We start from the raw sequence: 23,545 nt of genomic DNA, 5'->3' as shown, positions 1-23,545 counted from the left end.
CGGTCAAGTTGTGAAGAAGTGTCTAAGAATTGATGAGTTTTGTATGTCCCGTTGAACTGCCGGGTCAGTTCGTATTCCAATAGGCCGTTTGCAATTACCTTACGACCTTCCACCCGCTCTCCCATGAAAAAGAACCAACGCCGCTGGATCGGCGTCGTGGCCGGTATTGCCGCGCTGATCCTGATTGCCGGGCTTTGCCTGCATTTCTTCGCCGGGGACAAGGGTCCGCAATACCTCACCGCAAAGGTCGGCCGCACGAATCTGGAGAACGCCGTGATCGCCACCGGCACGTTGCAGGCGTTCAGGCAAGTGGATGTCGGTGCGCAGGTATCGGGGCAATTGAAGTCGCTCAAGGTCAAGCTCGGCGACAAGGTGACGAAGAACCAGTGGCTCGCCGAGATCGACCCCGTCATCTCGGAGAACGCGCTGCGTCAGGCCGAGGCCAATGAACAGAATCTGGTCGCGCAGAAACGCTCGGCAGCGGCCCAACTGGTCCAGGCGGAACTCGCGTTCAAGCGCCAGCAGCAGATGCTGCCCGACGACTCCACCTCGCGGCAGGACTACGAAACCGCGCAGGCCAATCTCGGCGTACAGCGTGCAAGCATCGCGTCGTTCGATGCGCAGATCCGCGCCGCCCGCATCCAGATCGAGACCGCTCAGGCGAACCTCGGCTATACGCGGATCGTCGCGCCGATGGACGGCGAAGTGGTCGCGATCGTGACGCAGGAAGGCCAGACGGTGATCGCTCAACAACAGGCGCCCGTGATCCTCAAGCTCGCCGACCTCGACACGATGACGGTAAAGGCACAGGTATCGGAAGCGGACGTGATCCGCATCCATCCTGGCCAGACCGCGTACTTCACCATCCTCGGCGAGGCTGACAAGCGCTATTACGGCAAGCTGCGCGCGGTCGAGCCTGCACCACAAAACTTCGCCGACTCGCAAAGCAGTCTGGGCGGCATAGGCGGCGGCTCGTCGAAACCGAACGCGGCGGTGTTCTATAACGCGCTGTTCGAAGTGCCCAATCCTGGCCACCTGCTGCGCATCTCGATGACGGCGCAGGTCAACGTGCTGCTCGGCACCGCATCCAACGCGCTCAACATCCCGGTTGCCGCACTCGGCGACAAGAACAAGGACGGCACCTACCCGGTGCGGGTCCTCGACCGCGACAACCAGGTCGACACCCGCAAGGTACGCACCGGCATCAACAACAACGTCAACGTGGAAGTGCTGTCGGGTCTCAAGGAAGGCGAGCGTGTGATCATCGGTGAAGGCTCCGATATGGCCGGGGCCGGTGCCGGAGCCACGGCATCCGACGTGGTGAACTGACGATGCCGCAACCGTTGCTGCAACTGACCAACGTCACGCGTCGATTCCCCGCGGGCGACAAGGACGTCGTGGTGCTGAAGGACGTCAACCTCTCCATCGAGGCAGGTGAGATCGTCGCCATCATCGGCGCATCGGGCTCGGGAAAGTCGACGCTGATGAACATCCTCGGCTGCCTCGATCATCCGAGCGAAGGCAGCTACCGGGTCGGCGGACGCGAAACCGGCGAGTTGACCGGTGACGAACTCGCGCAGCTGCGTCGCGAGCACTTCGGCTTCATCTTCCAGCGCTACCACCTGCTGCCGCACCTCACCGCCGCGGGCAATGTCGAAATGCCCGCCGTCTACGCCGGCAGCACGCATGCCGAGCGGCGCGAACGAGCGGCGCACCTGCTCGCGCGTCTCGGGCTTGCCGAGCGCGCCGAACATCGGCCGAGCCAGTTATCGGGCGGCCAGCAGCAACGCGTGAGTATCGCCCGTGCGTTGACGAACGGCGGCGAAGTGATCCTTGCCGACGAACCAACAGGCGCGCTCGATACGAAGAGCGGTCAGGACGTGATCCGCATCCTGCGCGAACTGAACGCGCTCGGTCATACCATCATCATCGTCACGCACGACGAAAGCGTGGCTGCGCACGCGCGGCGCATCATCGAGATCAGCGACGGCGAAATCGTTCGCGATCGCCGCAACGTGCGCGCCGTGGAGAACGATGGACCCGACGATGCCGGAACGGGCACCGCAGCGCGCCACGTGCGCCGACTATCGGCAGGCTTCGGTCGCTTCACCGAAGCGTTCAAGATGGCGTGGATCGCGCTGGTCTCGCACCGGTTGCGCACGCTGCTGACGATGCTCGGCATCATCATCGGTATCACGTCGGTGGTGTCGATCGTCGCGATCGGCGAAGGGGCCAAGCGCTACATGCTCGACGAGATCGGCGCCATCGGCACCAACACGATCAACATCTATCCGGGCAAAGACTGGGGCGATACCAACGCAAGCTCGATCCAGACGCTCGTGCCCGCCGACGTCGCCGCCCTCGGCGAACAGCATTACATCGACAGCGCGACGCCCGAGACCTCGCGCAGCCTGCTGCTGCGCCACCGTAACGTCGACGTCAATGCGCTGATCAGCGGTGTCGGTGCGAGCTTCTTCCAGGTGCGCGGCATGAAGATGGCGCAAGGCATCGGCTTCGGGCCCGACGAGGTACGCCGTCAGGCTCAGGTGGCCGTGATCGATCAGAACACGCGGCGCAAGCTGTTCGGCAAGAACCCGAGCCCGCTCGGCGAAGTGATCCTGATCGACAACCTGCCGTGTGTCGTGATCGGCATCGCCGCAGAAAAGAAGAGCGCGTTCGGCGACGTGAAGAGCCTCAACGTCTGGGTGCCCTACACCACCGCGAGCGGACGGCTGTTCGGCCAGCAGTATCTCGACAGCATCACCGTGCGGGTGCGCGATGGCCAGCCGAGTAATGCGGCCGAACAAAGCCTCACGAAGCTGCTGAAACAACGCCACGGCCGCCAGGATTTCTTCACCTACAACATGGACAGCGTCGTGAAGACGGTCGCGAAAACCGGCCAGTCGCTCACGCTGCTGCTATCGCTGATTGCGGTGATCTCGCTGGTGGTGGGTGGGATCGGTGTGATGAACATCATGCTCGTGTCGGTCACCGAGCGCACCCGCGAGATCGGCATCCGTATGGCGGTGGGCGCGCGCCAGACCGACATCATGCAGCAGTTCCTCGTTGAAGCCGTGCTGGTCTGCCTGATGGGCGGCGCGATCGGCATCGTGCTGTCGTTCGGCATGAGCTTCCTGTTCTCTCTCTTTGTCAGTCAATGGAAAATGGTTTTCTCCGCCACGTCGATCGTCTCCGCTTTCCTGTGCTCGACGCTGATCGGCGTCGTGTTCGGCTTCATGCCGGCGCGCAACGCGTCGCGCCTCGATCCGATCGATGCGCTTGCGCGCGATTGAGGGGTTTCGCATGACGATCCCGACAATCCATTTTCAGCGCACCACCCTCGCGCTCGCCTGCGCGGTGGCCGTGCTATCCGGTTGCGCAAACACGCGTGGCCAGGCGCTGCCGCCTGTCGACATGCCCGCGCACTGGAACTCGCCCGTTTCCTCCGCGGCTGCATCGGCGCCTGCGCTCTGGTGGCACAGCTTCGGCGATCCGGTACTCGACGAGTTGATCGAGAATGCGCTGAAGACCAACAACGATCTCGCCGCAGCGGCGATTCGCGTGTATCGCGCGCGGCTTCAGGCCGGACTGAGCGATACGAATCTCACGCCCAACGTCACGCTCGGCGCGAACGGTAACGTCTCGCGCACGCTCGATACTCATCAGGGAAACCGGGCGAGCAACCTGACCGGCTCGCTCAGTTACGAGCTCGATCTATGGGGCAAGCTCGCGGCGCAGCGCAGTGTCGCGCGCTGGGAGGTGGAAGCAACCGTTGCCGATCGCGAAGCGGTCCGGTTGACGCTGATCGGCACGACGGCGTCGCTCTACTGGCAGACCGGTTATCTGAACCAGCAGATCGCGCTCGGCGATGCCAACATCGCGTATGCGGAGCAGACGCTCGCGCTCGTCCGGTCGCGCTACGCCGCGGGTGCGGTGTCGGGGCTCGACGTCGCGCAGGCAGAACAGAATCTGTCGGCACAGCGCGCCGCGCAAACTCAATTGATCCAGCAGCGCACCGAGAGCCGCAATGCGCTAGCCATCCTCTTTGACCGCCCGCCGCAGAGCGTCGCCGCAGAACCGAATGCGCTACCCGACCAGCCGTTGCCTGGTGTACAGGCCGGCCTGCCCGCCGACGTGCTCGGCCGCCGGCCGGACCTGCGTGCCAGCGAGTTCCGGCTGCGCGAGTCGCTCGCGAATGTCGAGATCACACGGACCAGTTTCTATCCGACGTTTTCGTTGACCGGCTCGCTCGGCACGTCGAGTGCAAGCCTCGAGCGCGTGCTGCAGAATCCGGTCGCCACACTCGGCCTCGGCCTTACGCTGCCGTTCATCCAGTGGAACACGATGCAGTTGCAGATCAAGGTGTCGAAAACGCAGTACGAGGAAGCGGTCGTCAACTTCCGTCAGAAGCTCTATGGCGCGTTGAGCGAAGTGGAGAATGCGTTATCGAAGCGTGTGCAGCTCGATCAGGAGGCGGAACAGCGAACGCTGTCGCTCGCACAGGCGCAGCGGGCGGAAACGCTGGCGCGTTCGCGCTTCAAGGCAGGTGCGACCGGTGTGCAGCCGTGGCTCGACCAGCAGCAGCGTTTGCGCGACGCGCAAAGCACGCTCGCGCTGAATCAGTTGAACCGGCTCAACAATCAGATGAACCTGTACAAGGCGCTTGGTGGGGGCGTGGATTGAGCGAGTGGCTCGGCGGTGTGCTGGATACCTTGCACAAGGTGGCGATTCGGGACGCTTTCGAGATCATCGGCGCGCCGCGATCAACTGCAGCACGCCGTCGCCTTAGCTCGCCGTGACGACCAGCCGGTCCGGCGCCAGCACGCCATCGATCATCTTCGCGACGCCGAGTAGTCGCTTGCCATCTGTGTAGACGCGCACACGTGGAAGGTCGGGAGGAAGATTCAACGCAGACTCCGACGACGCCACAGCAGTGTTACTGGCCTGCGGTAACTCGCTCAACCGCAAGCGCTGTCCATGCAGGAAGCGCCGCGCGGATTCTTCATCGAGGTAAACGGCGGGAAACGTCGACAGCAGCGCATCGACCGGTTGCAGCCACGCATCACGTGCGCTTGCGTCAGCGTCGGACAACGCGTCGAGCGTCACCGCATGTTCGAGCGTCAGCGCACCGACCGCCGTACGCCGCAACGCAACCAGATGCGCGCCGCAGCCGAGCGACTCGCCGATGTCTTCGGCAAGCGTACGCACGTAAGTGCCCTTGCTGCAGGTCACGCGAAACGTCACGTCGGGCAACGCGCACGCCAGCAGCTCAAGCGCGTGTATCGTGACCGGCCGCGCCTCGCGCTCGACCACCTGCCCCGCCCGCGCGTATTCGTACAACGGTTTGCCGTCGCGCTTGAGCGCCGAATACATCGGCGGCACCTGCACGATATCGCCGCGAAAACCCGCCAGTGCTTTGAGTACCGCCGGTTCGTCGCACGCAACGTCGCGCGTCTCCAGCGTTTCACCTTCCGCGTCGCCCGTGGTCGTGCGGATGCCGAGCCGCATCGTCGCCTCATAGGTCTTGTCGGCTTCGAGCAGATCCTGGGAGAATTTCGTGGCCTCGCCAAAGCAGAGCGGCAGCAGGCCCGAGGCGAGCGGGTCGAGGGTGCCGGTGTGACCGGCCTTCTTCGCCAGATAGAGGCGCTTTGCGCGAATCAGCGCGTCGTTGCTCGACAGTCCGAGCGGCTTGTCGAGCAGCAGCACGCCGTCGAGCACACGCCGCGGCACGCGAGGACGCTCAGGTCCACGTCCAGCACGTTCAGGTCCGTTCATCTTGAGAAGCCAGATCCGGCCGCCGGGCGGCCGTCGTTCAGAAGTTCAGGGGAAACAATCTGCTCAATCGTCTTTCGCGCGGTCAGCATTCGCCTGGTCGATCAGGCGCGACATCTCCACCGCCTGCTCGACCGTCTTGTCGTAGTGGAAATGCAGCGTCGGCACGGTGTGAATGTGCAGGCGCTTGAACAACTGGTTATGCAGATGGCCCGCAGCGTGATTGAGCGCTTCCAGCGTCTGCTGCGGGTCGCCCGTCAACGTCGTGAAGAAGATCTTCGCGTGCGCGTAGTCCGGCGTCAGCTCGACGCTCTGGATCGTGACAAGGCCGATGCGCGGGTCTTTGACCTCGCGCATCAGTTCGGACAGATCGCGCTGGATCTGATCCGCGATCTGCACGTTGCGATTAGGAGAAGAACGTTTTTTTGGCATGGTGAATCCGTAGGCACAAAAACAAAACGGGCGGAGCCGGGCAAGCGCCCGCTCCGCCCGGTCTGTCTTGCGCAGTCGTTACAGCGTACGCGCGACTTCGGTGACCTCGAAGACTTCGAACTGATCGCCTTCCTGGATGTCGTTGAAGTTCTTGATCGACATCCCGCACTCGAAGCCCTGACGCACTTCCTTCACGTCGTCCTTGAAGCGCTTCAGCGAATCGAGCTCGCCGGTGTGGATCACGACATTGTCGCGCAGCACGCGTACCGACGACGTGCGCTTGACGAAACCGTCCGTGACCATACAACCGGCCACTGCGCCGATCTTCGGTACCTTGAAGACCTGACGCACTTCGACCATCCCGGTGACGACTTCGCGCTTCTCCGGCGAGAGCATGCCCGACATCGCCGCCTTCACTTCATCCACAGCGTCATAGATGATGTTGTAGTAGCGGATATCGATACCGTTCGCTTCGGCCAGCTTGCGCGCCTGCGCATCCGCACGGGTGTTGAAGCCGATGATGACGGCCTTCGAAGCGGTTGCGAGGTTGACGTCGTTTTCGCTGATGCCGCCCACCGCGCCGTGCACGATCTGTACGCGTACTTCGTCGGTAGACAGTTTTTGCAGCGATTGCACGAGCGCTTCCTGCGAACCCTGCACGTCGGCCTTGACGATAAGCGGCAGGTACTGCACTTCGCCTTCGCTCATCTGCTCCAGCATGTTCTCGAGCTTCGCGGCTTGCTGCTTTGCCAGCTTGACGTCGCGGAACTTGCCTTGACGGAACAGTGCGACTTCACGTGCCTTGCGGTCGTCCGGCATGACGATGACTTCTTCGCCCGCCTGCGGCACTTCCGACAGACCCTGAATTTCAACAGGGATGGACGGACCCGCCGACTTGGTCGGCTTGCCGGTTTCGTCGAGCATGGCTCGCACACGGCCGTAGGCGCTACCTGCCAGCACCACGTCGCCGCGGTTCAGCGTACCCGACTGAACGAGGATCGTAGCGACCGGACCCTTACCCTTATCGAGCTTCGCTTCGATGACGAGACCCTTGGCCGGCGCATCGATCGGTGCCTTCAGTTCCAGCACTTCGGCCTGCAACAGGACCTGTTCGAGCAGATCGTCGATGCCCGCACCGGTTTTCGCCGACACCGGCACGAACGGCGACTCGCCGCCGTATTCTTCCGGCACGACGCCTTCCGCGACGAGTTCCTGCTTCACGCGATCCGTATTGGCATCCGGCTTGTCGATCTTGTTGATCGCGACGACGAGCGGTACGCCGCCAGCCTTCGCGTGGGCAATCGCTTCCTTGGTTTGCGGCATCACGCCGTCGTCGGCGGCGACCACCAGAATCACGATGTCGGTTGCCTTCGCACCACGGGCACGCATGGCCGTGAACGCTTCGTGGCCCGGCGTATCGAGGAACGTAATGACGCCGCGCGGCGTTTCGACGTGATATGCGCCGATGTGCTGCGTAATCCCGCCCGCTTCGCCCGCGGCCACCTTGGCACGACGGATGTAGTCGAGCAGCGAGGTCTTGCCGTGGTCGACGTGGCCCATCACGGTCACGACCGGCGGACGCGGCAGCAGTTCGGCGTCGGTGGTTTCACCTTCGACCAGCATCGCTTCCGGATCGTCCAGCTTCGCGGCAACCGCGTGGTGACCCAGTTCCTCGACGATGATCATCGCCGTTTCCTGGTCCAGCATCTGGTTGATCGTCACCATCTGGCCGAGCTTCATCATCACCTTGATGACTTCCGAAGCCTTGACGGCCATCTTGTGCGCGAGATCGGCCACCGTGATGGTTTCCGGCACGTGCACTTCACGGACGATCGGTTCGACCGGCGCCTGGAACGTCGTGTTCGCGTCCTGATGCTTGCCGCGCCCCTTCGGGCCGCCGCGCCAGCCGCGATCGACGCCGCCGCTCGTATCGCCGCGCGTCTTGATGCCGCGGCGCTTCGCTGCGTCGTCCTGCCAGCCGCCCTTGCCGCCCGGCTTCTTCTTGTCGCCAGCGGTCGTGGACGGTGCAGCCGTCGTCGTGGTCGTCGTAGTCGTTTTCTTCGCAACCGGACGCGGCTTGTCCTCGCCCGGCGGACGCGCCGGCTTGTGCAGCGTGCCCTTGGCTTCCGCAGCCTTCGGCGGCTCCACCGGCTTCGCAGCGACCGGTTCCGGCGCCTTCACCGGCACCTTGCGCGGTGTGCTCATCATTTCGCGAATCGCACGTGCTTCGGCTTCCGCCGCGGCACGGCGACGCGACACTTCCTGCTGCTCGGCGCGGGTCTTTTCGGAAGCTTCGCGTGCGGCGTCTTCGGCCTTCTTCGCGGCTTCGCGCTGTGCGGCACGCTCAGCGGCGGCGCGTTGTTCGTCTTCCTGCTCGGCAGGCTCAGCTTCGCGCGTTTCGGCCACGACGGCCTGCGCCGCGACTTCGTGCGCAGCGGCGGTATCGGCAGCCGAACGCTTCTTGGCCGCTTCTTCTTCGGCACGGCGACGTTCGGCTTCTGCCGCTTCTTCGCGGGCACGACGCTCGGCTTCTTCGCGCTCGAGGCGTTCCTGGCGCTCCTTCAGCTCCAGCGCCTGCTTTTCGAGCAGCTCGGCTTCGTGACGCGCTTCTTCCTCGCGGCGCTGCAGTTCTGCCTCGTCGGCCTCAGCCACCTGAACCGATGCATCCGCTCCTTGCTCGGCCGCTTCATCGCGGCGGACGAAGGTGCGCTTCTTGCGCACTTCGACCTGAATGGTGCGAGCCTTACCCGTCGAATCGGACTGCTTGATCTCCGACGTATGCCGTTTCGTCAGCGTGATCTTGCGCTTGTCTGCATCAGTCGAGCCGTGAGACTTACGCAAGTGGTCGAGCAGACGCGCCTTGTCCGTCTCGGACAAGGTGTCGTCTTCGTTCGCTTTTGTGACGCCCGCCGCCTGCAGCTGCTCGAGCAGCACGCCGGCAGGCATTTTCAGTTCCGCGGCAAATTGGGCTACGTTGTTACTCGCCATTCATTCCTCTTAGTGCAAGGACCGATTCCTTGCGGTTAGCATCGGTTTGTGCGGCCTCGCGACCGCGTTCAATTTAGTGGGCCATGGTCATTTCTCACTGGAACCAGTGTTCACGTGCTTTCATGATCAGTGCCTTTGCGGCTTCCTCTTCGATGCTGGTCATCTCGACCAGCTCGTCTACAGCCAGTTCTGCCAGCTCGTCGCGCGTCTGGATCTGATGTTCGGCCAGCTTCGCGAGCAGGTCGGCATCCATACCGTCAAGGCTCTTCAAGTCGAGCGCGACATTCTCGACCTTTTCTTCATTCGCAATCGCCAACGTCAGCAACGCGTCACGCGAGCGGTTACGCAGCTCGTGCACGGTGTCTTCGTCGAAGGCCTCGATCTCGAGCATTTCGTTGAGCGGCACATAAGCGATCTCTTCGAGGCTCGTGAAGCCCTCGTCGATCAGGATGTCGGCGACTTCTTCGTCGACATCGAGACGCGCCATGAACAGGTCGCGCAGAAGACCGCGCTCCTGATTCTGCTTTTGCGCAGATTCGTCCGGCGTCATGATGTTGATCTGCCAGCCGGTAAGCTCGCTGGCAAGACGCACGTTCTGGCCGCTACGGCCGATTGCGACCGCCAGTTCGGTTTCGTCGACGACGACGTCCATCGAATGCTTCTCTTCATCGACGACAATCGACTGGACAGCTGCCGGCGCGAGCGCGCCGATCACGAACTGGGCGGGATCTTCCGACCATAGCACGATGTCGACGTTTTCGCCACCGAGCTCATTGCGCACAGCCTGTACCCGCGAACCACGAATACCGACGCAGGTACCGATCGGGTCGATCCGCTTGTCGTAGGCGACCACGCCGATCTTTGCCCGCACGCCAGGATCGCGTGCAGCGGCCTTGATTTCCAGCAGCCCCTGCTCGATTTCCGGCACTTCCATTTCAAACAGCTTCATCAGGAATTCGGGCGCGGTACGCGACAGCTCGATTTGCGGGCCGCGCGCGGTGCGATCGACCTTGCCGATGTACGCACGCACACGGTCGCCGACGCGCAGGTTTTCCTTCGGAATCAGCTGGTCGCGGCGCAGCAGCGCTTCGACACGGCCCGATTCGACGATGAAGTTGCCCTTGTCGAGACGCTTGACCGTACCGGTCATGATGTTTTCGCCGCGCTCGAGGAAATCGTTGAGGATCTGCTCGCGCTCCGCGTCGCGCACCTTCTGCAGGATCACCTGCTTGGCGGCCTGCGCGCCGATACGGCCGAATTCGATGGACGGTACCGGTTCTTCGATGTAGTCGTCGATCTGCGCATCGGGCTTCTGCTCGATCGCTTCGAACTGCAGGATTTCCTGATCCGGCTCCTGCAGACCCGCTTCGTCCGGCACCACACGCCAGCGGCGATAGGTTTCGTGCTCGCCGCTTTCACGGTCGATGTGGACGCGGATATCTGCGTCTTCCTCGAAGAGTTTCTTGGAGGCCGAAGCGAGGGCTGCCTCGAGTGCGGCAAATACGACGTCCTTGTCGACGTTCTTCTCGCGTGCCAGCGCATCCACCAGCATCAACACTTCGCGACTCATTGTTTGCGGCTCCTAAAGTCAACTTTGGGGATGAGGCGTGCCTTATCGATATCCGCGAGCGTGAAATCGAGCATCGCGGCGCCTTCCTTCCCTTCAAATTCCAGACCGATCGTTTCGCCTTCGGGCGCATGCACGATGCCCCGGTACGTTTTCCGTCCGTCCAATGGCTTTTTCAATGTGATCACCGCTTCGCTGCCTGCGAAGCGCTCGAAATCCGCCAGTTTTTTCAGCGGGCGGTCGAGACCCGGCGACGATACTTCGAGCCGCTCGTAATCGATGTTTTCGACCGTCAAAACGTGCTGGAGCTGACGCGTGACCTTTTCGCAATCTTCAATCGCGATGCCGGCGGGTTGGTCGATGAAAATGGCCAACATGCCGCGCCCGGTGCGCTCGATATCGACGAGCTCGTAGCCGAGACCCGAGACCGTGGTTTCTATCAGTTCCGTCAGTTGCACAATGCCCTCTAAGATGTTCGCGCGGTAAGCCTCTGCGACCCTGCGACCACCTCACACCTCGCGGGCTGCGCGCCAAGCCGGCGCACGTGGTGCTACCCGAGATGCCGAACCACACTGAACTGCGGCGCCAAAAAAAAATGGGCTGAACGCCCAAAATCTTGTTGCCGGTGGTCGCATCTGAGCCGCACATGAAAAGCCGCACGCCCAGCGACTTTGCGATTGTAGCCTTTTCCATGCCCGAACGCAATCTGCGGGACGCCTTCCGACGCCCGTCACCGCTCGATTTCAGGGGAATCTTGCGCGCTGCCGCGTGACTTGCACCCGGTCTGTGCGAAGATCGCCGCCCCTCGTTACGGGGCGCGCCTGCTGGCGCTGCGCAAGTCGCTGGCGAGACTACCGCCTGGGGTTCCCGGCTGCCGGGCCGGGACGAAAACCCGGCTAAACCCGTCAAATCGACTGCCGGAAAAATCGCAGCCCCGGCGGCGTCTAGCGGCCGCGGGTGCGGTTACGCGGTGTACCGCGCGGACCGCCATGATTGCCGCCCGCATTCGGGTTGCCACCACCTGCACGACCGCCGCCAGGGCCGCCGCGATTAGCGCCCTGCGGACGGGGGCCAGCCGGATTACCACCGGTGCGGGCACCTGCCCGGTTACCGTTGCCGGTCGGCGCACGATTGCCGTCGACGTCACCACGGGCGCCGCGGTTACCCGGATTACCGCCACCGCCACCCATCCCACCGCCCATCCCGTTACCCGCCGCATTGCCGCGACTACCGCCGCGGTTGCCGCCGAACCCACCGCCGAGGCCAGAACCCGCACCCCCGCCGGCCGCACCGAAACCACCGGTGGCGGCGCCACGGCGCCCTTGAGGACGTCCGCCGCGCGGCGTCTGCTGATCGAAGCGACCGTGCGACATCAGCACCGGCTCACGATGAATGAAGCCCATCGACGTCTGCATCGGATCGGGCTGACGGCGCTCAGGCGCCGCGTTGCGACCGCCCTTCTCTTCGGCCGGCGCCTTGAGACCCACCGATGCCAGCAGGCTGCGCACCTGGTTGTCTTCGAGCTCTTCCCAGCGGCCGCGCTTCAGACCGCGCGGTAACTGGATCGGGCCGTGCCGCGTGCGGATCAGGCGGCTCACCATCAGGCCGACCGCTTCGAACATCCGGCGCACTTCGCGATTGCGACCTTCGGCCAGCGCGACGTGATACCAGTGGTTCGTGCCTTCGCCGCCGCCGTCGCGGATGCGCAGGAAATTCGCCGGACCGTCGTCGAGTTCGACGCCGTGCAGCAGTTTTTGCCGCGAGCCTTCTGCCAGCTCACCGACCACCCGTACCGCGTATTCACGCTCGACGCTGTAGCGCGGGTGCATGAAGCGGTTCGCGAGATCGCCCGAGGTGGTCAGCATCAGCAGACCTTCGGTATTGAAATCGAGCCGGCCGACCGCGAGCCACTTGGCGGTTTTCATCGGCGGCAATTTGTCGAACACCGACGGACGACCTTCCGGATCGGCATGGCTGACGATTTCGCCGGTCGGCTTGTGGTACAGCAGCACGCGCGGCGGCTTGTTCTGCAGCTTGCGCTTGACCGGCTTGCCGTTGATGCGAACCTGGTCGGTCGGCATGATCCGCTGGCCGATATGCGCCGGCTCGCCGTTGACCGACACACGGCCAGCGACGATCAGCTCTTCCATCTCGCGACGCGAACCCATGCCCGCTTCCGCGAGCACCTTGTGCAGTTTCGGTGCGTCGTCGTCCGGCGACAGCACGCGCTTGGGAGCCTGCTCGCGGCCGCGCCGCAGCATCGGCGCGCGTACGCCGCCAGTCGTGCTGTTATCGGCATCGAACGCCGGCGAAGTTACGTAGGAGAACAGGTCGTCAGGTGTGGCGTCGGCTGCTGTGGGCGCTGCCGCTGCCGCTGCCGTTGCTGCGTCGCCGCGGCGATTCTGCCGCGGGCCGCCTTCACGCGGCGCGTCGCCGCGCGGTTCACCACGCTTGCCGCCGCCATTGGCATTCGCATTGCCGGCGCTATTGCGACGCGGGCCTTTTGCACCAGGGTCCTTGCGCGGCATGCGCACCTGCGCGACGACGACGCCGTCCGGCGGCGTCTCCGTCACGACGGGCGCCGGTTGTACCGCCTGCGCGCCATCGGCATTCTTCGCTTTCGCGCCGGCGCGGCGCCGCGCGATCAGGCTGCGCGGCCCGCGACGCAGACCGCGGCGCGGACGGTCTTCACCGTCTGCGTCCGGGGTCTGCGCCGTGGGCTCGTTTCCGGCAGCAGCGGTCTGCTGCGGTTGCGTTTCGTCGGGGCGCGCGGAAGGCACAGCGTGCTCTGCTTCGGACGAGTCGGTATCGTGGGTACGTGTCAAAACAACCTCGAGTGTCAGGTCGCGCGCCCATTGCGGGCGCGGCAAAAAAGTTCGGTTACGTCAGGCGCTGCGCGAGGCAGCCTCGTCGTCGGTCAATACGCCGTCGTCGTGAGCGGCAGCCCGGCGATCCTCAGGATCGTCATGCGCCACATCGCTCGTGTCCGCCTGGTCCGCGTGCTCCGCTTCGGAAAGCGCGGTCGAGCCGGTTGCGGGCGGAGCCGGATCGGCTTCTGCCTCGCTGGTGTTGCTACTGTCGCTTGCAGTGCCGGCGGTTTCCGCTGCGGCAGCGCCGGTATCGACCGGATGTGCGGATGCCGATTCGGACTCGCTTGCAGACGTCGATGCGTCGTCCCGCGGTTCGGCCGGCGATTCAATGTTTGCGTCGTGCGCCGCAGCGGCAGGCTCGTGCTCGAGTGCGGCTTCAGCAGCTTCAGCATTGGGCGGCGTCTCGACGCTGATATCGGCAGCGTCGAGCGGTGCATGCTCGCCGGCCTCTTCAAGCCCCGTTGCCACAGCCACTTCGGCTTCGCCCGCGGAACCGGCTGTCGCCGGAACTTCGCCGTCGGCGAATTCGATTGAATGCTGGGCCAGCAAGTCGATATTCAATTGCGCCGACGGATCGTCCAGCGGCGGTAATTCGTCGAGCGCCTTCAGACCGAGGTCGTCGAGAAATTGCCGCGTGGTCGCATACAGCGCCGGGCGTCCCGGCACATCGCGATGACCGATCACCTCGATCCAGCCGCGATCCTCGAGTTGCTTGACGACCTGCGTATTCACCGTCACACCGCGAATTTCTTCGATATCTCCGCGCGTCACCGGTTGCCTGTAAGCGACGATCGCCAGCGTCTCGAGCACCGCGCGCGAATATTTCGGCGGCTTCTCGGGATGCAGACGATCCAGATACGAACGCATTGCCGGCTTGCTCTGGAAACGCCAGCCGGACGCAAGGCCCACCAGTTCAACACCGCGCCCCGACCACTCCTGTTTCAGGTCTTCGAGCAACGTTCGAACCGTATCTGCCGACACGCCGTCGGCAAAGAGCTTGCGCAAGTCGGCGAGCTTCAGCGGCTCCTGCGCACAGATCAAGGCAGTCTCGAGGACGATCTTCGCCTCTTGGGTATTCATGCAGCCAGATCAGACCTTATGGTTAGGCTCAAAGAACCGGATCAACCAGACGAAACAGACGATATGGAACTGAAGACGCGCTCGCCCGATTCTGATCGGTCATATTGATGGGAGCACGCACCGGGGGGCGGCGAATCAGGTCATCCAAACAGACCCGAGCCAGACCCAGCCGGACGGAGCAGCGATGTCCCGAGAGGGAATCGCGTGACTGAGCGCCATCTTACGCAAAAACAGACAGTGCGTAAAGACGAAAACCCGACGAAAACCCAGCGCACGCCTGCGACGACAGCCCGGGGGAGAAACCCACACATGGCTTCGCGATGGCCCGGCAGAGCCCCCGCAGCAGCCATACAGCCGCGCCGAAGGCACGCGCACCGGGCCCGAGAGCCGCTGTCCGCCTACCCGCCGTGCTGGCTCAGAAAGCGCTGCAGCCGCTCGACGCCGGCGTCCAGCCGATGCGGATCGCATGCGTAGCACCAGCGAACAAAGCCCTCGCCCTCCGGGCCGAACGCGCTACCCGGTGCGAGACCGAGGCCGACTTCACGCACCAGCGCCTTGCACAGCTCAAGACTGCGCGCCGCGCCAGGCAGCGAAAAGAACACGTACATCGCCCCCGGCGGCGCCTTCACGTCGACGCCCGGCAGCGCACCGAGCGCCTGCACAAGATGATCGCGCGCACCGCGCAGTTCGCCGGCCAGTTCCTGCGCGAAGCCCTCGCCCTGCTGCACGGCGGCGATACCCGCTTGCTGCACGAACGCCGGCGCGCACGACGTGTTGTACTCGACGAGCTTCGCCAGATCGTCCATCAATGCGGCAGGCGCGACGATCCAGCCGAGTCGCCAGCCGGTCATCAGCCAGGCCTTCGAGAACGAGTTGACACAGATCACGTGTTCGTCACGCGCCGCGAGATCGAGGAAGGACGGCGCAGTGCGCGCCGCCGGATCGGCGTAATAGAGCCGCTCGTAGACCTCGTCGGCGACGATCCAGATGCCGTGCCGCCGGCAATGCTCGAGAACCGTGCGTTGCTGGTCGCGACTCATCACCCAGCCGGTCGGGTTGTTCGGGGAATTCAGCATCAGGAGCTTCGTCTGGGGCGTTAGCGCCGCCAGCAGCCGGTCGAGATCGAGTGTCCAGCCCTGCGCACCATAACCGAGCGCCACAGTCTCGACGTGGGCACCGAGGATCTTCGGAATTTCCACAAGATTCGGCCACAGCGGCGTCACCGCGACGACCCGGTCGCCCGCGCCGACCACGAGCTGTGCGGCCAGCATCAGCGCGTTGACGCCGGCGCTCGTCACCGCGATGTTGTCGACCGTGGTCGGGCCGTGCAGCGAGCTCACGTATCCGGCGAGCGCCTCGCGCAGCGGCGCGATGCCGAGGTTATGCGTGTAGAACGTCGCGCCCGTGGCGAGCGCATTGCTGGCCGCATCGCGGATGAATTGCGGCGTCACTCGGTCCGACTCGCCGAACCAGAACGGCAGCACGTCGGCGATACCGAAACCGGCGTTCGCGACTTCGCGAATCTGGGAGGGGCGCAACGCGCGCACCGCGTCACGTGCATTCGATAAAAGGGGCTTCGGCAGGTCTGATTCGCTCATCGATACATCCGGTGTCGTGGGGGAAATGCGCATGTCCGAGTTTAACGTGGCATGCGTTGCTACGAGAACGCTCGCGGCTGTACATCAACGGGTACAGCGCGCCCGCTCAGCGCAGGTCCTCGGCGCGCGCGGGCGACTGGCGGATCAGCCCCCACACCGCCTCGGCCGCTGGCGACAGCGACCGGTCGCGCCGCCGCACCAGCTCGACGGTACGCTCGGCGCGCGGCACGAGCGGGCGGGCGACCAGCGATACCTCCGCAGGCAGCGGCAGCGCGAGCCACGGCAGCACGCTGATTCCCACACCCGCTTCGACCAGCCCGAACACCGTCGCCGAATGGCCGAGCTCTTGCACGACGGTCGCGCTTACGCCATGCTCATCCATCGCAGCATCGATGATCGGCCGGCTGCCGGACGCGTAATCCAGCATCACGAGCCGCTCTCCTTCCAGATCCGTCCACGCCACCTGCGGTTGTGCCGCAAGCCGGTGATCCGCGCGGCAAACGACGCAAAAGGAGTCGGTCATCAGCGGCTCGCTCAGCAGGTCGTCGGTCGTGAACGGGCCGATCACCACGCCGAAATCGACCTCGCCGGACTTCACCTTGCGAATCACGTCGCTTTGCACGTCGTCGCGCAGGCCGAGCGTGATGAACGGAAACTGCTGGCCGCAACCGGCCACGATCTGCGGCATAAGACGGCAGGCGATCGTCGGGCTCGCCGCCACGACCACCCGCCCGCGACGCTGCTCGCCGATCTCGCGAATCTCGCGCAACGTGTCGTCGAGGTCGGTCAAAAGGCGCGACACACTCGCGACGAGATTCGCGCCGACGTCCGTCAGTTGGACCTCACGGGTCGTCCGGTCGATCAGCTTCAGGCCGATTTCCGTCTCCAGCTCCCGCACGCAGCGACTCACCGCTGATTGCGTCAAACCGATTTCGTCACCGGCGCGGCTGAAGCTCTGTAGCCGCGACACTTCGATAAACACACGCAACTGGCGCAGCGTCACATTCATTTAGCGCTCTCATCAATCTAGTCATTTGATGCACATTGTATTGTTTCTTTCGCGACACAGTATTGGTTTCCGCATGGCCTCATAGGTGCGGCAATAAGGCGCAAACGCACGCCAGGCGGGACTAATTGCACAAGATTGGTGATTGTCCTGATTTGCGGGATGGGTTTTTTGGATTCTTATACGCCCCTGGCTAGCGCCTGCGCTGGCCTGACGCTAGAGGGCTTTGAGGGGGTTGGCAGCAGAGTGGCACACTTCCTGCATTGAGGTGTGCCACAGGGTCGGCACCATCTTCGGTTCGATTGCATACCAACCGCCGTGGCAAGCCCGACCCCGCCTGGCACTCGTTTGACGGGTGCATCAAGAGTGCGCGGCGCGGGGCAGCGCACCGGAGTTAGCTTCGCTGAGGTGAAACATGATGCTGTTCGACGATTTACGAGACAACGAGTGGGCGCTGGTCGAAGCGCTGTTCTGTGCGGAACCCGCACGGAGCGAACGGCGCGGACGTCCTCGCGTGGAAGCTCGGGCGGTAGTCAACGCGGTGCTGTGGGTGCTGTCGACGGGTGAAGGCTGGTCCAAGCTTCCCGGTCGCTACCCGTCGCCGCCGACTTGCCGTCGCCGCTTCGACGAGTGGCAGGCCGACGGCACGCTCACCGAAATAGTCAAACGACTCGGCACGAGCGGCCGCGAAGTTTCGCTGCGTGGGCGCATCGGCGCCACGGCAGCGAAGCCGCCGGCACCGCCGAGCCGCGATCGCCTGCGCGGTGCATTCTGGACCAATCCGGAATCCTGGCGCGCGCCGGTCAAGATGGCCTGACGCAGATTGCTCCGCTATCGGGCGCCTTCGGGCGCCCGATGCGTATCTGCGCTGCGTTGGCCCGGGTTGACCACGTAGCAGCCGCATCGCGTGTTGTGTTACGCGATATTCTGCAGACGGCCACACGTCCGTCATTCATCGCACTGGTACGCGATGTGTTTCCGTCGGCGCGACCGCGATCCACACGCGGACGCTTCTTCAGCCGCTGACGAAACATCCTTTTACTATTATTTACACCGCGCTTTCGCTCCCGGGCATACCGTAGACGTATGTCAATACACCCAGGTCGTCTGGCTTGACGGGAGCCGATATGAAACCAATGTCCCTGCTTCTGTGCGGCATTGTGGTTTCATCCATTGTCGCCATCGCCGCAGCACAGGAACGACCTTCGGGCTGGGGCGCAAAGGACGGACGCGCGCTGGCCGCTCAACGGTCAGGCGGACAGCAGCAGAAGGGATTTACACCGCCGGTACCGCGCGGGGATCTGCGCGGCGATATCGCGAGCAATGCTCACACGCGGCCGGACCCGCCTGCGCATAATGTGCGCAACAATACGCTGCCGCGGCAGTAGGGACGAGAGATTACTGGAGCAAAGCCGGGAACCACCTGCGCGCACGCCAGTCTCATTAACGCCATAAGCACAGCGTGGCAGTAGTAATCCGGTAAGCCCGTATCTTCGCGATACGGGCTTTTTTTTGGCTGGCCCTAGAGGCGCGCTTCCAGATCGGCGGCACGTACTTCGCTCGCAACGACGTAGTCGTTCATGCGCAGGGTGTCCCAGGTCATGGATCGCTCGTCGCGTGCGAGCCGTGCGAACTCGGCCCGCCCTCGCTCGGTCAGCACGGCTATGTCGACCGGCGCATGAAAACCGGGGGCTGGTGCCACCGTACGCTGCCGGACCGTTTCCATCAGGCCGAGCGAACGCAGATATTCGAAAACGCCGGGACGTCTGGCCCACGGGACCTGACGGTATTGCGCCCGACGCAACGCTTCAAGTACCGTTTCGTTGGAATGCGTGGTCATCTCACTTCTTTCTTAAAGTGCAGCCATGACTCAGTTTTGCGCGATACCGCAACGCGCCGCCGTTAAGGCGCCAGCGCGGAGCCATTGCGAACAGTCGTCTTGCGACGTTCGACGGCGCCGTCTCGCGCCAGGTGCTGCCGACTCTTCAGGATCCCCGTATGAACGACATGTTAGCGTCCTCTCCACGTGCCGACGATGCAACCGTTCCGGTGCGATGGCAAGAGCGTGGATTTGCCCTGAAAACCATACGTTACCCCATTTAAATTGATTCTATTCACTTTATTGGCGCTTTTTTTTGCTGCAATCGTGCTAAGGCGACGACAGCGGATCATGCTCGCCGTGGCGGGAATCTTGCTGTTCTGGCTGCTCGCCGCAGGCTGGTTGACCGCCCCGTTGCTCGCCTGGGCACAAGCCGATATTCCCGCCACTGGCACTGCAAATTTCTCGCCAGATACGGCGATCATCATGCTCGGCAGCGGCACCGAATACGATAACCAGGGCACGCTGGTACCGAAGCACGATGCGCTTCTGCGCATCGTAACGAGCGCCGCGCTCTACCGACAGTGCAAACAGGTCGCGACGCGCCGCTGCACAGTGATCGTCAGCGGCGGCAATCCGCAACGGCACACGGCATCGGAAGCCGACACGTACCTGCCGTGGCTGCTGCGCGATCAGGTACCGCGCGCCGACATCGTGCTCGAAAACCGCAGCCGCACGACCTATGAGAACGCACGCTTCGTCACGGACATTGTGAAACGCGCGGATTACAGCGCGCTGATTCTCGTCACGTCCGCCTACCAGATACCACGCGCCCTGCTCGACTTTCGACGCTTCGGCCTGACACCGCAGCCCGCGATATCGAACGCCCGTCACGCGAACCTCGGCGTGCTGCCACGCTACGACAATCTGGTGAACGCGGAGATCGCGCTGCATGAACTGATCGGGATTGCACAGTTTCATGTCTATCGCGAAATCGGCTGGTTTTGAGATGGCGTTAATTTGCTTAGTCCTGCGATACATTTTGTACCGACCAGCGATTCATTTTGCATCATTCGGCGGCTCCGGTACCCGGTATCGCCGGTCGTTACAGGCGCAAGATGAATGTAACTAGATGTAACGGTCTGTGAATTCTGTTACGAATCGTCTGTTGGAGCGGATATTGCTGGCTAGAATGACGTGTCTTTCCGGTTGGACAGGCATCCTTGGGTCCATTAACCACTCCTGCGGAGGTAACGATGAAGAAAGTGTCCCTGGCTATCCTGGTCTCCCTTGCTGCGATGTCGGGCGCTGCATATGCGCAGACGGACAGTGAAGGCGTCACGGTGAGCACCGATCCGGCCAAGGCTGCCGACGTCGAGCAACGTGCGCAAGACTTGCAGGCGCATCAGCAGCAATCGATGGAAGGTATGTCGATGGAAAAGGAAAAGCATCACAAGCCGATGACGCACCATCACAAGAAGGCCGTGAAAGAGAAAGCTGCGCCGGCCGATGCCGCAAGCCAGTAATCGATTCGTGTAGCGCGCATCTTCGGATCGCGCCGCCAGCGCGAAAAAAGCCGAAACCGGTCACACTGGTTTCGGCTTTTTTCTTGCCGGGATTTCTGGCGGGACGCGTCGCGCCGGTATGCTAAAGTCGCGCACCCATCCACCCCAACCCGTGCGCACCCAGGTGCGGAGGACAGAATGAGCAACATCCAGCTGGACATCGAATGGACCGAAGCCGCATCGCGGAAGATCGAAAAACTCATGCCGCGTGGCGGCCAGGAAGCGTTCCTCGCGCTGCCGCCGGTCGAATGCCTGCCGATGGAAGGCGACGTATTGTTCCTCGGCCCGGACGGCAAGCAGCAGCCGTTTATCGTTGCCGAGCGGCAATACCATCACGACGGCGACGCGGACTGGACCATCATCCTGATTCTCGATGTCCCACAGGCGACGCACTGACTCTTGCGTGTGGCGCCGGTGTCCGCGAGCGCGTCCTGATTCGTTGAATACCGGCGTGCGAATGCGACGGCGTCAGCCTATTTGATCTTCGTCAGCACGCGAATCTCCGCGTGCTCGATCCAGTCGGCGGATGCCTGCTTGTAGGCCGCGATATGCGCCGACTTCGCGTGCGCGGCGAGCGCCTCTTCGCTTTCCCATCGTTCGAAGAAAACGAACCGGCGCGGCTCCTTCACATCGCGATGCAGATCGTACTGAAGCGCGCCGCGCTCTTTGCGCGTCGGTTCGACGATCCCTTCCACCGCTTCGCGCAGTTTCTCTTCGTCGCCAGGTTTCGCGATAGAGATCGCCACCACTGCAATTTCCGACATGTGTTCCTCCTCGATGAAAAGCAGCAGAATACCGCTCGCCGCACAGACGCGCTCGCACGCGCACACGCCCCGATCGCCGTACCTGACAATCAGCTACGTCTGTGATTACCCGTACATTCACGCAGCATACGAACTGCTAGACTAATTTACGACCCACCTGCCGGAGTCTCAGCTTGGCTGGCAATATTTCCCTCGCCTTCGGGCCTCCTGCTCCGGCAACCGTCCTGGTTCAGCGGCGCTTCCGCGGGTATCGACCGCGTGTGTCCGTGGTCCGCGGCCTGTGAGTTCCGTTGCCATGCCAACCGTCGACGACCGCACGCTTCCCGACCTGCTGCCCCACCTGGTGCGCAGCGACGCCGGCTGGGGCGCCACATGGTGCGCCGTCGCGCTGCAAAGCGTGTTTCAGCCGGTGTTGTCAGTCACGCACCGGCGCATCGTCGGCTATGAGGCGCTGCTGCGCGCGCACGACCACCACGGCACACCGGTCCCACCCGAAGCGCTGTTCGCCGCGACCCGCTCGCCGGACGATGCGCGCAAGCTCGATCGTCTGGCGCGTTGCATGCATGTGGCGAATTTCGTCGAGCAGGGCATCGACGATGCGTGGCTCTTTCTCAACACGCGGCCGCAGGTGTTCGAAACCAGCTGGCCGCAGCGCGTCTTCATCGACGAACTGTCTGCGCATTTCGGGCTGCCGCAGGAACGCATCGTCATCGAGGTGCTGGAGCAACCGGCCGATGACGAAGCCGCAGTCGCCAGCATGCTGGCCGCAGAGGAACCGCGCGACTTCCTGATCGCCATCGACGACTTCGGCACCGGCTTCTCGAACTTCGATCGCGTCTGGCGCTTTCGTCCCGACATCGTCAAGCTCGACCGCTCGCTGATCGCACGCGCGGGCAAACGCGACGGCGACAACTCGATGATCAGCCATCTGATCTCGATGCTTCATCAACTGGGGACGATGGTGCTCGCCGAAGGCGTCGAGACCGACGAAGAACTGATGATCCTCATGCAGGCCGACGTCGATTTCGTGCAGGGCTTCTGGCTCGGCCAGCCGGAGGCCTCGGTACGCGCGGCGAGCGCGCAGGCGCCTGGGCTGATCGAATCGATGTGGAGCAAGTTCTCCGAATACGAGCACACGCATGCGCGCCATCAGCGCGTGAGCTTCGAGGGGCTCGCTGAAACGGTGCTGGCCGGTGCGGAGATGTATGCGGCAAGCGGCGATCTAGCGATGGCCGCGCAAAAAGTCTTCACTTTCCCGGAAGCGCGCCGTGTGTTCGTAACGAATGCGCTCGGCCACCAGATGCTGCCGTCGATTACCCCGCACGACGCCGCACACCCCCCGGCGCGCCTTGCTCCACTATTTCCCGATACATACAGCAACTGGTCGCGGCGTACCTATTTCAAGCACGCGCTGGCCGCGCCGGGGCGTGTAGCCATGATGGGCCCGCATCGCTCGCTCACCGACGGCCAGGATTGCTACACCGCGGCGGTCGCGGTCGAACGGGACGGCGAGCTCAATGTGTTTTGCGTCGACTTCACGCCGGCGACCGCGCTCGTCGGTACTTCGGTGCTCTGACGCCGCGCCGTTGTCGGCCGGTGCTTCGCGCAGAAGAAAACCTGGTCCAGCAAAACGCCTCAGTCGTCAATCCGCGAGCGCCCCGCCTTCACCTCGCCGCGCTTCGTCTTCGTGTCGAGCCGCCGCAGATTCGACGCGCGCGTCGGACGGGTCGCGATGCGCCCTTTGCGCGTCACGCTCACGCTTTCGATCAGTTGATCGAGCCGCGCCAGCGCGGCCGCGCGATTCATCTCCTGCGTGCGATGCTCCTGCGCCTTGATAACGACCACGCCGTCGCGTGTGAGCCGGTGATCGGACAACGCGAGCAGGCGCATCTTCAGCACGTCGGGCAACGACGACGCGCGCACATCGAAACGCAGATGAATCGCGCTCGATACCTTGTTGACGTTCTGCCCGCCCGCGCCTTGTGCACGCACGGCGGTCAGTTCGATTTCGTGTGGCGGGATCGGATAGCGGGAAGTCATGGCACGATGATAAACGGCGAGACGCAAGTGTACGACGGCATTAT

The 23,545-nt window shown here is 63.4% G+C and carries 21 protein-coding genes; 9 read left to right on the top strand and 12 right to left on the bottom strand.

Annotated elements, in window-relative coordinates; all coding sequences use genetic code 11:
- Nucleotides 1-123: 123 nt before the first annotated feature.
- The 3 genes from macA to FNZ07_RS21335 are packed head-to-tail and all read left to right on the top strand — an operon-like array spanning nt 124 to nt 4,683.
- On the top strand, nt 124-1,329 hold the full coding sequence (gene macA / locus FNZ07_RS21345; RefSeq protein ID WP_091016089.1) for a macrolide transporter subunit MacA: 1,206 nt from the start codon (nt 124-126) through the stop codon (nt 1,327-1,329).
- Between the two features lie 2 nt (nt 1,330-1,331).
- The gene (macB, locus tag FNZ07_RS21340; RefSeq protein WP_091016086.1) at nt 1,332-3,293 is read left to right on the top strand and encodes a macrolide ABC transporter ATP-binding protein/permease MacB; all 1,962 of its coding nucleotides are present in this window, start codon (nt 1,332-1,334) and stop codon (nt 3,291-3,293) included.
- A 10-nt stretch (nt 3,294-3,303) separates the two neighbouring features.
- Nucleotides 3,304-4,683, top strand: a complete 1,380-nt coding sequence (locus tag FNZ07_RS21335) for an efflux transporter outer membrane subunit (protein ID WP_091016839.1) — start codon at nt 3,304-3,306, stop codon at nt 4,681-4,683.
- Between the two features lie 102 nt (nt 4,684-4,785).
- Here FNZ07_RS21335 and truB read toward each other — a convergent pair whose 3' ends face one another.
- The 9 genes from truB to FNZ07_RS21290 all read right to left on the bottom strand — a co-directional run bounded on the left by truB (nt 4,786) and on the right by FNZ07_RS21290 (nt 17,316).
- Nucleotides 4,786-5,775, bottom strand: coding sequence for a tRNA pseudouridine(55) synthase TruB (gene truB, locus FNZ07_RS21330; protein WP_091016083.1), 990 nt, complete (start codon nt 5,773-5,775; stop codon nt 4,786-4,788).
- A 63-nt stretch (nt 5,776-5,838) separates the two neighbouring features.
- On the bottom strand, nt 5,839-6,204 hold the full coding sequence (gene rbfA / locus FNZ07_RS21325; RefSeq protein ID WP_091016080.1) for a 30S ribosome-binding factor RbfA: 366 nt from the start codon (nt 6,202-6,204) through the stop codon (nt 5,839-5,841).
- Nucleotides 6,205-6,282: 78 nt separating this feature from the next.
- Nucleotides 6,283-9,192, bottom strand: a complete 2,910-nt coding sequence (gene infB / locus FNZ07_RS21320; RefSeq protein WP_091016077.1) for a translation initiation factor IF-2 — start codon at nt 9,190-9,192, stop codon at nt 6,283-6,285.
- A gap of 94 nt (nt 9,193-9,286) precedes the next feature.
- Nucleotides 9,287-10,762 (bottom strand): transcription termination factor NusA, encoded by a 1,476-nt coding sequence (gene nusA, locus FNZ07_RS21315; RefSeq protein ID WP_091016074.1) that lies wholly within the window; start codon nt 10,760-10,762, stop codon nt 9,287-9,289.
- Nucleotides 10,759-11,217, bottom strand: a complete 459-nt coding sequence (gene rimP, locus FNZ07_RS21310) for a ribosome maturation factor RimP (RefSeq protein WP_091016071.1) — start codon at nt 11,215-11,217, stop codon at nt 10,759-10,761. Before rimP ends, nusA begins: the two co-directional genes overlap by 4 nt.
- 486 nt (nt 11,218-11,703) lie before the next feature.
- The gene (gene rluB, locus FNZ07_RS21305) at nt 11,704-13,584 is read right to left on the bottom strand and encodes a 23S rRNA pseudouridine(2605) synthase RluB (protein WP_091016837.1); all 1,881 of its coding nucleotides are present in this window, start codon (nt 13,582-13,584) and stop codon (nt 11,704-11,706) included.
- A 60-nt stretch (nt 13,585-13,644) separates the two neighbouring features.
- Nucleotides 13,645-14,709, bottom strand: coding sequence for an SMC-Scp complex subunit ScpB (gene scpB / locus FNZ07_RS21300; RefSeq protein ID WP_091016069.1), 1,065 nt, complete (start codon nt 14,707-14,709; stop codon nt 13,645-13,647).
- 398 nt (nt 14,710-15,107) lie between these two features.
- Nucleotides 15,108-16,307 (bottom strand): pyridoxal phosphate-dependent aminotransferase, encoded by a 1,200-nt coding sequence (locus FNZ07_RS21295; RefSeq protein ID WP_091016066.1) that lies wholly within the window; start codon nt 16,305-16,307, stop codon nt 15,108-15,110.
- Nucleotides 16,308-16,413: 106 nt separating this feature from the next.
- Nucleotides 16,414-17,316, bottom strand: a complete 903-nt coding sequence (locus tag FNZ07_RS21290; protein WP_091016063.1) for a LysR family transcriptional regulator — start codon at nt 17,314-17,316, stop codon at nt 16,414-16,416.
- A gap of 412 nt (nt 17,317-17,728) precedes the next feature.
- Between FNZ07_RS21290 and FNZ07_RS21285 the strand changes: the two genes are divergently transcribed.
- Both FNZ07_RS21285 and FNZ07_RS21280 read left to right on the top strand, forming a co-directional pair.
- On the top strand, nt 17,729-18,130 hold the full coding sequence (locus FNZ07_RS21285) for a transposase (protein ID WP_091016060.1): 402 nt from the start codon (nt 17,729-17,731) through the stop codon (nt 18,128-18,130).
- A gap of 310 nt (nt 18,131-18,440) precedes the next feature.
- Nucleotides 18,441-18,701: a hypothetical protein gene (locus FNZ07_RS21280; RefSeq protein WP_091016058.1), complete on the top strand. Its 261-nt coding sequence runs from the start codon at nt 18,441-18,443 to the stop codon at nt 18,699-18,701.
- Nucleotides 18,702-18,835: 134 nt separating this feature from the next.
- Here the strand turns inward: FNZ07_RS21280 and FNZ07_RS21275 are convergent, their stop codons facing one another.
- Entirely contained in the window at nt 18,836-19,153 is a 318-nt protein-coding gene (locus FNZ07_RS21275) for a hypothetical protein (protein WP_091016056.1), read from the bottom strand.
- 330 nt (nt 19,154-19,483) lie between these two features.
- Here FNZ07_RS21275 and FNZ07_RS21270 point away from each other — a divergent pair, with 330 nt between their 5' ends.
- The 3 genes from FNZ07_RS21270 to FNZ07_RS21260 all read left to right on the top strand — a co-directional run bounded on the left by FNZ07_RS21270 (nt 19,484) and on the right by FNZ07_RS21260 (nt 21,093).
- The gene (locus FNZ07_RS21270) at nt 19,484-20,140 is read left to right on the top strand and encodes a YdcF family protein (protein WP_091016054.1); all 657 of its coding nucleotides are present in this window, start codon (nt 19,484-19,486) and stop codon (nt 20,138-20,140) included.
- Nucleotides 20,141-20,388: 248 nt separating this feature from the next.
- A complete protein-coding gene (locus tag FNZ07_RS21265; RefSeq protein WP_091016051.1) occupies nt 20,389-20,658 on the top strand; it encodes a hypothetical protein in 270 nt (89 codons plus the stop codon).
- 177 nt (nt 20,659-20,835) lie between these two features.
- Nucleotides 20,836-21,093 carry a hypothetical protein gene (locus tag FNZ07_RS21260; RefSeq protein ID WP_007182306.1) on the top strand — a complete coding sequence of 86 codons (258 nt, stop codon included), beginning with the start codon at nt 20,836-20,838 and terminating at the stop codon, nt 21,091-21,093.
- A gap of 77 nt (nt 21,094-21,170) precedes the next feature.
- Here FNZ07_RS21260 and FNZ07_RS21255 read toward each other — a convergent pair whose 3' ends face one another.
- Nucleotides 21,171-21,461: a putative quinol monooxygenase gene (locus FNZ07_RS21255; protein ID WP_091016833.1), complete on the bottom strand. Its 291-nt coding sequence runs from the start codon at nt 21,459-21,461 to the stop codon at nt 21,171-21,173.
- Between the two features lie 295 nt (nt 21,462-21,756).
- Between FNZ07_RS21255 and FNZ07_RS21250 the strand changes: the two genes are divergently transcribed.
- Nucleotides 21,757-23,037 (top strand): EAL domain-containing protein, encoded by a 1,281-nt coding sequence (locus FNZ07_RS21250; RefSeq protein ID WP_091016048.1) that lies wholly within the window; start codon nt 21,757-21,759, stop codon nt 23,035-23,037.
- A 59-nt stretch (nt 23,038-23,096) separates the two neighbouring features.
- On the opposite strand, the gene arfB is transcribed toward FNZ07_RS21250, so the two are convergent.
- The gene (gene arfB, locus FNZ07_RS21245; RefSeq protein ID WP_091016830.1) at nt 23,097-23,501 is read right to left on the bottom strand and encodes an alternative ribosome rescue aminoacyl-tRNA hydrolase ArfB; all 405 of its coding nucleotides are present in this window, start codon (nt 23,499-23,501) and stop codon (nt 23,097-23,099) included.
- Nucleotides 23,502-23,545: the final 44 nt, after the last annotated feature.

Origin of the sequence: Paraburkholderia megapolitana, from assembly GCF_007556815.1 — a bacterium.
Lineage (GTDB): Bacteria > Pseudomonadota > Gammaproteobacteria > Burkholderiales > Burkholderiaceae > Paraburkholderia > Paraburkholderia megapolitana.
The sequence above is the reverse complement of the archived record's forward strand: the minus strand, read 5'-3'. Positions and strand labels throughout refer to the sequence as shown.